This window comes from Ruminiclostridium cellobioparum subsp. termitidis CT1112 (genome assembly GCF_000350485.1).
GTDB lineage: Bacteria > Bacillota > Clostridia > Acetivibrionales > DSM-1351 > Ruminiclostridium > Ruminiclostridium termitidis.
The window spans coordinates 1-9,138 of sequence record NZ_AORV01000063.1 but is presented as its reverse complement, the minus strand read 5'-3'; the positions used below and the strand labels follow the sequence as shown (position 1 = coordinate 9,138).

The 9,138-nt window shown below is 38.7% G+C and carries 10 protein-coding genes and 1 rRNA gene; 10 read left to right on the top strand and 1 reads right to left on the bottom strand.

Annotated elements, in window-relative coordinates:
- Positions 1-124: 124 nt before the first annotated feature.
- Both CTER_RS28445 and CTER_RS28440 read left to right on the top strand, forming a co-directional pair.
- Entirely contained in the window at positions 125-676 is a 552-nt protein-coding gene (locus tag CTER_RS28445) for a PadR family transcriptional regulator (protein ID WP_004629544.1), read from the top strand.
- Between the two features lie 5 nt (positions 677-681).
- Positions 682-1,044, top strand: a complete 363-nt coding sequence (locus CTER_RS28440; protein WP_004629546.1) for a DUF4180 domain-containing protein — start codon at positions 682-684, stop codon at positions 1,042-1,044.
- A gap of 44 nt (positions 1,045-1,088) precedes the next feature.
- Here the strand turns inward: CTER_RS28440 and CTER_RS22150 are convergent, their stop codons facing one another.
- Complete coding sequence (locus CTER_RS22150) at positions 1,089-1,730, bottom strand: nitroreductase family protein (protein WP_004629551.1); 642 nt, start codon at positions 1,728-1,730, stop codon at positions 1,089-1,091.
- Positions 1,731-1,944: 214 nt separating this feature from the next.
- Here CTER_RS22150 and CTER_RS22145 point away from each other — a divergent pair, with 214 nt between their 5' ends.
- The 8 genes from CTER_RS22145 to CTER_RS22110 all read left to right on the top strand — a co-directional run.
- Positions 1,945-2,478 carry a phosphatase PAP2 family protein gene (locus CTER_RS22145; protein ID WP_004629554.1) on the top strand — a complete coding sequence of 178 codons (534 nt, stop codon included), beginning with the start codon at positions 1,945-1,947 and terminating at the stop codon, positions 2,476-2,478.
- 36 nt (positions 2,479-2,514) lie between these two features.
- On the top strand, positions 2,515-3,759 hold the full coding sequence (locus CTER_RS22140; protein ID WP_004629536.1) for a glycosyltransferase family 2 protein: 1,245 nt from the start codon (positions 2,515-2,517) through the stop codon (positions 3,757-3,759).
- A gap of 228 nt (positions 3,760-3,987) precedes the next feature.
- The gene (locus CTER_RS22135) at positions 3,988-5,277 is read left to right on the top strand and encodes a hypothetical protein (protein WP_004629540.1); all 1,290 of its coding nucleotides are present in this window, start codon (positions 3,988-3,990) and stop codon (positions 5,275-5,277) included.
- Positions 5,264-5,932 (top strand): DUF6320 domain-containing protein, encoded by a 669-nt coding sequence (locus CTER_RS22130; protein WP_004629537.1) that lies wholly within the window; start codon positions 5,264-5,266, stop codon positions 5,930-5,932. The genes CTER_RS22135 and CTER_RS22130 overlap by 14 nt, the downstream gene beginning before the upstream one ends.
- A 107-nt stretch (positions 5,933-6,039) precedes the next feature.
- The gene (locus CTER_RS22125) at positions 6,040-6,999 is read left to right on the top strand and encodes a D-2-hydroxyacid dehydrogenase (protein WP_004629550.1); all 960 of its coding nucleotides are present in this window, start codon (positions 6,040-6,042) and stop codon (positions 6,997-6,999) included.
- Positions 7,000-7,043: 44 nt separating this feature from the next.
- Positions 7,044-7,529 carry an HD domain-containing protein gene (locus CTER_RS22120; protein ID WP_004629547.1) on the top strand — a complete coding sequence of 162 codons (486 nt, stop codon included), beginning with the start codon at positions 7,044-7,046 and terminating at the stop codon, positions 7,527-7,529.
- A gap of 239 nt (positions 7,530-7,768) precedes the next feature.
- On the top strand, positions 7,769-8,374 hold the full coding sequence (locus CTER_RS22115; protein ID WP_004629542.1) for a class I SAM-dependent methyltransferase: 606 nt from the start codon (positions 7,769-7,771) through the stop codon (positions 8,372-8,374).
- 689 nt (positions 8,375-9,063) lie between these two features.
- Positions 9,064-9,138 (top strand): 16S ribosomal RNA (locus CTER_RS22110); the annotation flags it as partial.

The window sequence follows — 9,138 nt, the reverse complement described above, 5'->3', positions numbered from 1 at the left end:
TTTTGTATATATCCTTATTTACCATTATTTTTATTTGCATGGGGTATTGAATTTTTATTATATGCGTGTATAATATAACATATGTTACTATTAACATATGTTAATGAGATAGGGAGTGTCAAGAATGTCAATAAAACATGCAATTTTAGGAGCATTAAGCTGGAAGCCGACAACAGGGTACGATTTAAAAAAATTTTTTGAGAATTCGGCTGCAATGTATTGGTCGGGGAATAATAACCAGATCTATAAGGCTTTGGTACAGCTGCTGGAGGAAGGCCTGGTAACTAATGAAATTCAGCATCAGGACAAAGCGCCCACAAAGAAAATTTATTCAATAACCGGGAAAGGGCTGAATGAACTGAAGCAATGGGTTCTAGCGGCATCGGATGCTCCCGAGTTCAGAAAAACCTTTTTAGTTCAGCTTTCCTGGGCCGATTTACTCACAGAGGAAGAGTTGTTGGCGGTTTTAGCAAATTATGAGAATGAAGTTAAAATACAATTGCTGATTCATGAGGAAAATAACAGACGCGGCAGGGAGTATCCCTCACGAAGCTCAAGAGAAGTGATTTTATGGGATATGATTTCGGAGAATATAATTTCCTCATATAAAAACGAACTGAATTGGATTGAAAATTTGCGGCAGCAGCTTTATAAAAAAGGATTATTTGAGGAGTGAATTGAATGGATTATAAAATAATTGAAAAAGGAACAAAAAAATATATTGAGGTAATGTCGGCTGATAATCCTCTGAATAATGAGCAGGACGCACTTGATCTCATTTCCCTGAGCTGGGAAAATGAGATACGGCAGCAAATGCTTCATGGAGAAGTGCTGTCGGAGGAGTTTTTTAATCTTAAGACCGGTGTTGCCGGGAAAATGCTGCAAAAGTTTATTAATTACGGCATCAGGGTGGCGGCCATAATACCCGCAAAGGTAGCAAACACAGGAAGGTTCCGGGAGATGGTGCTGGAGACCAATAAGGGAAATGCCTTTAGAGTGTTTGCCACTCGCGAAGATGCCGAGAACTGGCTTATAAACAGTTAAGCTCCGGGCTTTAGAGGAGCACACTGGAGTTTAAAGTTTTTATATTATTTGAACTCCAGGATACTGCTCTGATCCTTCAGCTTTTTTTGCCTTGGGAAATAGCTGGGTTCTCCAACGGGAATCACACTTAAAAGTTTTAAATCCTCCCGTACCCCAAGAATTTCCTTTATTTTGTCCTCTGCGATGACGGGGTCGTTCATCCAGCAGGCACCATAGCCTTTCTCGGCCACTGCCAGCAGTAGATTCTGGATTGCCGCACCTATTGAAAGGACGTCATAATACCCAAGTTTATCAACCATCCCGCGGTAATCATAACCCTTTTCAAAAAAAGCCCGGACAGCTTTTTCATCATAGAATTTTGTTTTGTCCATGAAAACAAAAATAACAAGAGGGGCATTCCTGAAAAAGCTGACGGCTTTTTCCCTGGAGTTGAGAAATTCGGGAGTTGCTTCGGAATAGCCTTCGCCATAAAAATTCCGTGCAGACTCTGCCGCACCGTCGGCTAATTTATTTATCAAATCCCTGTCATCCACTGCTACAAAATACCAGCATTGGCTGTCACAGCCGCTGGGAGCATGTGCGGCGCAGGAGATAAAATATTCCACTGCCTCCCTTGGGACCGGTTTATCTGAAAACTTTCGTATGCTTCTCCTGCTTTGGGCCAATTTTAAAAAATTATTTTCCATAAGGATCTCCTGTATGATTTATTTGGTTTATTGAGTATATGAGTATATACTGGTTATATATTTATTACATTCCAATTATATTATAACAAAATTAACATTCCGGACGAGTATATTACAAATTAAATTAATTTGTTAAGAAATAATTAAAGAATTCATAATTTGTATTTAAGATTAATCTGTTATTATGCTTGTAGAGATAGTTATGGAGGCTGCCATGAGTGAGATTAAAGGACTTCTTTATACAACCGATTTAAATACGCTTTTGCTTTTTAACAAATCAATAAAGTGCAGGTTGCTGGATCGGCTTATGCCTCTGCTTACACAATTGGGAAGTGCCTTGTTTACAATTTCCAGCTGTCTTCTGATTATCCTCATTGGAAAAGGGGAAACGAGAGGGATAGGTTTAAAAGCGCTGGTATCCCTGGCTGTAAGCCACTTAATTGTGCATCTCCTGAAAAACAGGATATGCAGATTAAGACCCATAGATGTATTACCAAACCTGAACACCTTTAATGTGGCAATTGACTATTACTCCTTTCCGTCAGGACACACAACGGCAGTTTTTGCAATTGCGACTACACTGGCTTTTAACGCACCACTTCTTGCTTTTGTAGGTTTTCCGGTGGCATTTATTGTCGGGATAACCAGATTGTATCTGGGAGTGCACTATCCTTCGGATGTTCTGGCAGGAATGGCTCTGGCAACCTTTACCACAGCAGCAATACAATTTATCTCAAATCTGCTTTAAAAGTACAAAAATATATTAACACAGGGGGCAGCCGGTATGGAATTTATAAAATACATTGACTTCAGCGCAAACACTTTTTTTATAGCGGCCATCACTATTATACTGACGGTTTTGGCATATTTTTTTATCGTATCTGTATTCGGCTGGAGAAAGAGGCCGGAGAAGCATGAAGTATCCCACCCGGATAAAAATTACGCAATTATTGTTGCCGCACACAATGAACAGTCTGTTATTGGCAATACCATCAGAAGCATAAAAGCCATGGATTACCCGGAAGAAAAATACGGGGTGTTTGTAATAGCAGATAACTGCACCGATGATACGGCCAATATTGCAAGAGCCTGCGGAGCAGTAGTGTTTGAAAGGCAGGACACATCTAATAAAGGAAAAGGCCATGCCTTAAAATGGATGTTTGATAAATTATTCGGTTCTGATTTTGAATTTGATGCCGTATGCATACTCGATGCCGATAATCTGGTATCGAAAGACTTCCTGCTGCAGATCGATAAAAAGATGCAAAAGGGTTATCAGGTGGTACAGGGCTATAGAGATATGAAAAACCCCTGGGATTCGTGGATCACCTCCTCCTATTCCATAACCTATTGGCTGGCCAACAGGCTGTGCCAGCTGCCCAGGCAGTACCTTGGAATGAATTGTACACTGACGGGCAGCGGATATGCAGTGAGTGTTGACACACTCAGGAAAATTGGATGGGAAATAGAAACCCTGACTGAAGATGTGGAGTTCTATTTTCAGCTCTGTCTGAATGACGTTAAAATAGGCTGGGCCCATGATGCGGTTATATTTGACGAGCAGCCGGTTACGTTGTCCCAGTCCTGGAGACAGCGCACCAGGTGGATGCAGGGCCATTTCAGCTGTGTCTTTCTGTATGGCAGACGGGTATTTGGCAAGCTGCTCAGAGACAGGAGCCTGCAGTCCTTTGATACGGTGGTCATGCTGTTCTATCCGTTTTTATATGTAATGGGCAGTTTCTTGATGGCATTTCAGGCAATGAAAACAATTATACTACAGATAGATGACACAAATTTAAAAGCTTTATTGCTTTTTGCAGCAATGTCTATAATTACCTTTGTGGTACAGAATGTTTTTTCAGTAACGGTTCTTGTGAATGAGAACAAGGGCAGTAAAAACCTGATAATGGGCCTGGTGGTACTTCCGATTTTTAATTTCACCTGGGTTCCCATTATGATTCAGGGGTACTTTTCCAGGAAAAATAAGAACTGGGCACATATAGCTCACACTTCTGCCGCCCAGCTGTAGCTTGAAAATATATAAATCATGTAATCCGGCTGCAAAAAGATAAAATGTTTTGCAGCCTTTTTTGATTGCTGTGCAACAAGCCGCACAAATAAGTAGTTTACCGGACTGGCATAGTTAAGTGCTTAAAAATTTCTACCTTGACATATAATTATGGTAAAATTAAAATTGCATAAGAACAAGGTCTTTCAAAAAGTATAATTAAGCAGTTACAAAAGAAAGAGGAATATTATGAAAAACAAGCAGGGAACAGAAAACGGCTGGAGAAAACTTGATAATACCGCCAATGTATTTCCTGTTATAGCAAGTAAAACTTACAGCAGCGTTTATAGAATATCAGTAAGACTAATGCATGAAATATCTGAAGAGATACTTCAGGAAGCTCTGAATGAGACTTTGCCCTGGTTTTCATCCTTCAATGTCAAACTAAAACGGGGAGTATTCTGGCATTATTTTGAGAGTAATAAAAAGCAGCCGGTAGTGGAAAAGGAACAGACTTATCCATGCGCTTATATAGATCCAAATACAAACAATCAGTTTCTTTTTAAAGTAACTTATTTTGACAAAAGAATAAATCTTGAGGTGTTTCACGCCATAACAGACGGAACAGGAGCACTTAAGTTTCTTAAAGCCCTGACTTATAACTATATAAAACTGACATACAGGGAGCAACTGTCGGAAGAGATTTTGGAAATGCCTGTTGTTGACGTTGTTTCGGATATTGAAGACAGCTACCGTAAAAATTACAGAAAGTTATCCTATAAAAAGGTAAAGGCCAGGAGTGCATTTAAATTAAAAGGGGAAAAGCTTCCCATATTAACAATGAATGTTATCCATGGATTGGTATCTGCAAATGTTATGGTAGACTTTTGCAGACGGTATAAGGTCAGTCTGACCCAGTATATTGCTGCGCTGATTATTTGGTGTATATATAAGGAATATATGAATGAACAGCCTCATAAAAAACCTATAAAGGTTAATATACCGGTCAATCTGAGACATTTTTTCAACTCAACAACCGAAATGAATTTCTTTTCCTATATAAATGTCGGGATTACAATAGAAAAAAATGAATATACTTTTGAAGAAATGCTGGAGATAACCAGGGGACAATTTATGAGCCAATTGACCAAGGAAAACTTATCACACTTGATTTCTGACAATGTGTCAACCGAAAGAAATATACTGATACGAGTCGCACCTTTACCTGTTAAGAATGTGGGGGTAAAAATAGCGTATATGGGATCAGAAAAAAATAATTCCTCTGTAATATCTAATATAGGAAAGGTAGAAGTGCTTGAGGAATTTAAAGAGTATATAGATAGATTCGAGGTACTGCTCAGCGTATCCAAGTCTGAACCTATAAAATGTGGGGTATGCTCCTACGGGGATAAACTGGTAATTTCCTTCGCTTCAATCTTGAAGGAAACATATCTGCAAAGGGCATTTTTCAGGCACCTTACAGAACAGGGGATAGAAGTTATTATTGAGAGCAATGGAGTGGGCTATGAAAAAATGTAAGCGGTGTAATGTAAAGGTATATGAAAATATAACAATATGTCCCTTGTGCAGAACCGTCCTCACCGATATTGGAGGTGAGGTTCCGGGCCGGACATATCCCGCTATCGAAGTCAACCAGCATAAATATAATATAGTTAAACGCTTATTTGTATTTCTGTCAATAATATCAGGCTTGGCTACGGTCGTCACCAACTATGTAACCTATAGCGGAGTGGTGTGGTCTGCAATTTCCGTTGCAGCTATAATATACTTCTGGATAATAATGACTTACTCCATAAAAAGAAGTACAAACATAGCATCAAAAATATTGGTTCAAGTTCTATGTGCATCTATCCTGACAGTCATAATGGATTATTTCATAGGTTATTCAGGCTGGTCCGTAAATCATGTAATTCCAGAAATAATTATACTGGCAAATATCTCAGTTCTGATATTGGTTATAATAAACCGTATGTATTGGCAAACATATATATTAAACCAGGTTATCATAGCAGTATTCGGTCTGATACCGGGAATTTTGTATCTTTGCGGGTTAATAGAAGTTCCGCTTCCAACTATTATAGCTACCGGTACTTCATTTACCGTTTTGCTGGGAACAATAATTTTTGGGGATAAATCAATAAAGAGTGAATTAATAAGGAGATTCCATTTTTAATAGAATAAAATATAAAAGTGCTATTAAGGCTTAATAAAATACTAAAATAGAAAAGAAATAAATATTAAAATTAAAATTAAATCATATAAGAAAAGGTGGTAGGTACAGTGAAAATAGTAATTCTTGATGGATACGCAATGAATCCGGGAGATTTGTCCTGGTCTGAAATGGAGAAGCTCGGAGAACTTAAGCTTTATGATAGAACTCCCAAGGAAGCAATCCTAGATAGAATATGCGATGCGGAAATTGTATTAACCAATAAGGTAATCCTGACAAGAGAAATACTTGAAAAAGCCCCGACTGTAAAATACATAGGAGTCATGGCCACCGGTTATAATGTTGTGGATACGGCTGCCGCCCGTGAACTTGGTATAATTGTTACCAATGTTCCTGCATACAGCACCGAATCGGTAGCACAGCTGGTATTAGCATTCATACTTGAGCTGTGTCATCATGTAGGGGAACATAACAGGGCGGTTCAGGAAGGTGCATGGACCTCAAGCAAGGACTTTACTTTCTGGAATTATCCGTTAATAGAGCTTGCCGGAAAAACACTTGGGCTGATAGGCTATGGAGTAATCGGGCAGGCGGTCGCCAGACTGGCAGTGGCCTTTGGAATGAATGTAAAAATCTTCAGCAGAACTGTTAAGAAGGAATTGGAAACGGATAAAATAAAATTTATAAATTTCGATGAGCTGCTTGAACAGTCTGATTTTATCAGCCTTCACTGTCCATTAACAGAAGAGACAAAGGGACTGATAAATAAAGACAGTATTTCTAAAATGCTGCCGGGTGCTTATTTGATAAACACCTCCCGTGGTCCTGTAATAGTGGAGCAGGACCTTGCAGATGCCTTAAACAGCGGAAAACTGGCAGGCGCAGCAGTAGACGTGGTATCAGTCGAACCAATATTGGCAGATAATCCGCTCCTTGGTGCCAAAAACTGCATCATAACACCCCACTTTGGATGGGCTCCCTTTGAAGCCAGAACCAGGTTGATGGATGTTCTGATCAGTAATATAAAGGCTTACATGGAAGGAAAGCCTGTGAATGTAGTTAACAGGTAAGGATTTAAGGATACCGCAGTAAAGGATCAAGAGGAGAACATTGCTTGGCTGGAAATAAAAGAATATGTGAGTTTTATGAATTAAAGGAATTTCATAAATTTGTTGATGAAATATGTGCAAAATCAAGGCTGCGTGAATCAAAAAAATATATCCAGCACGGGACCACATCGCTTTATGAGCATAGTATATCAGTAGCATATTATAGTCTGCAGCTTGCACTAAAACTTAAACTGCCTGTAAATCACAGAGCATTGATACAGGGAGCGCTGCTGCATGACTATTTTTTGTATGACTGGCATGTGGATGATCCATCGCGGCCATTACACGGATTTTACCATCCTAAACTGGCTTTGCAAAATGCCCAGACCGAATTTGAACTAAGCGAAGTTGAGAAAAATATTATATTGAGGCACATGTTTCCGCTGACGCCTGTTCCTCCGGTTTATCTGGAATCCATATTGGTATGTCTGGTTGACAAATTCTGTTCTATAAATGAGATAATCCGCAGAAACAGAAAAACAAACATTTAAGACAGCAGGCATATAGGCCTTATATTAAAACTAATAAGAATAATATTAATATTACTGTTGAATTATTGAATAAAATTGTTACCTGAAATTTAATTATACAAACGGTGGTATAATAGAAGATAAATCTGTCCAATCATACTTTATTCACCGTATAGCGAATGAGGAGTGAAGAGATTTCATTATAGTTTTGTGGCCGCTATTGCGGCTCAAAGCCATAGAATGGCTTAGGAGGTTAATATATGAGTCATATGGAGAAGATAAAAAAGTATTATGAAGATAATAATATTGAAGGATACCCGGATTATTACATATTGGGGTGGGAAAGCGAAGCTGCGCAAGAGCTTCGCTTTAAGCAGCTGGTCGGCAATATTGACCTGAATGGTAAAACAATTCTGGATGTGGGCTGCGGAACGGGTAATTTGCTGGAATACATCTCCCGGCAGTTCAAAGACTTTAATTATACCGGCATTGATGTCCTCCCTCACATGATTCAAAGAGCCGGTGAGAAGAAACTGAACGGCAGGTTTGTATGTATGGATCTATTTAAGAGCAACCCTTATGGTTATAAAACCTTTGATGTTGTATTTTCATCAGGTATTTTCAATCTGAATTTAGGAAACAATCAGGAATTTTTAATGGATGCGGTGGATATATTTCAAAACCTGGCCAGGGAAGCAATATCGTTCAACTTATTGTGGGATAAGTCCGCGGATAAGGATGTGAAGTATTTTTATTTTTCACCCGAAGAGGTTCAGGACATTCTGAGTTCAAAGTATAGTGATATCTGGCAGGTATCCATAGTAAAGGGGTATCTCCATAATGATTTTACTGTCCATTTAACCTGAGATAATAAAAACTTACATGGAATGGTTGAAAACAAGACCTTTTTCGAGTATACCGCATTGATTTTGAGAATGAGGGCCTAAAATTGATTTAATTGAAGATTTTCATCGGTACGGGAGTCCTACGAAGGTTGAATTAATACCAAAAGCGGTGTTATACTATGTGAGCTGTCGCCGGTGAGGTGATGGAAAGTCCTCGCAGCGGGTCAACATAAGAAATAAAGTGTGGAAATAATTACTTGAAAATCAGGTGTTGACAAAGGCTTGAAGGCGTGATATTATAATAAAGCTGATTGCGGCAAGCAAGCAGCGGAAATCCTTGAAAAGCAGATGTAAGAACGCTTTAAAGGAATCAAGATGATAGATGCGAGCAGTGCAGAATATGAAATCTGACGCAGTAATGCGGTATCTAAGATTAATTTCAAAGTGGTAGATACGAGTAGTACGAAGTCTGACACAGTAATACGAAGTATATAACACTTTGAGAAATGGACTTTGAAAAGTAAACAGTGACAAATACATGCAAATGTATATGTATATCGTAGATATACATTGTAAGGACTCTTTAAAATTCCAGAATCCAATGGATTCTAAAAATTGAGTAACTTGCGAACTTTACAACCTGGTTTTTGGAAACAAGAACTAGAAAAAAAGTCAGCAATTTTAATGAGCTAATTAAATTTTTCAAATAATAATTTGAGAGTTTGATCCTGGCTCAGGACGAACGCTGGCGGCGTGCCTAACACATGCAAGTCGAGCGGAGATAA

Excerpts from the sequence above, each read along its gene's own strand:
- CTER_RS28445 (WP_004629544.1), top strand. The coding sequence starts at position 125 with ATGTCAATAAAACATGCAATTTTAGGAGCATTAAGCTGGAAGCCGACA.
- CTER_RS28440 (WP_004629546.1), top strand. The coding sequence starts at position 682 with ATGGATTATAAAATAATTGAAAAAGGAACAAAAAAATATATTGAGGTA.
- CTER_RS22150 (WP_004629551.1), bottom strand. The coding sequence starts at position 1,730 with ATGGAAAATAATTTTTTAAAATTGGCCCAAAGCAGGAGAAGCATACGA.
- CTER_RS22145 (WP_004629554.1), top strand. The coding sequence starts at position 1,945 with ATGAGTGAGATTAAAGGACTTCTTTATACAACCGATTTAAATACGCTT.
- CTER_RS22140 (WP_004629536.1), top strand. The coding sequence starts at position 2,515 with ATGGAATTTATAAAATACATTGACTTCAGCGCAAACACTTTTTTTATA.
- CTER_RS22135 (WP_004629540.1), top strand. The coding sequence starts at position 3,988 with ATGAAAAACAAGCAGGGAACAGAAAACGGCTGGAGAAAACTTGATAAT.
- CTER_RS22130 (WP_004629537.1), top strand. The coding sequence starts at position 5,264 with ATGAAAAAATGTAAGCGGTGTAATGTAAAGGTATATGAAAATATAACA.
- CTER_RS22115 (WP_004629542.1), top strand. The coding sequence starts at position 7,769 with ATGAGTCATATGGAGAAGATAAAAAAGTATTATGAAGATAATAATATT.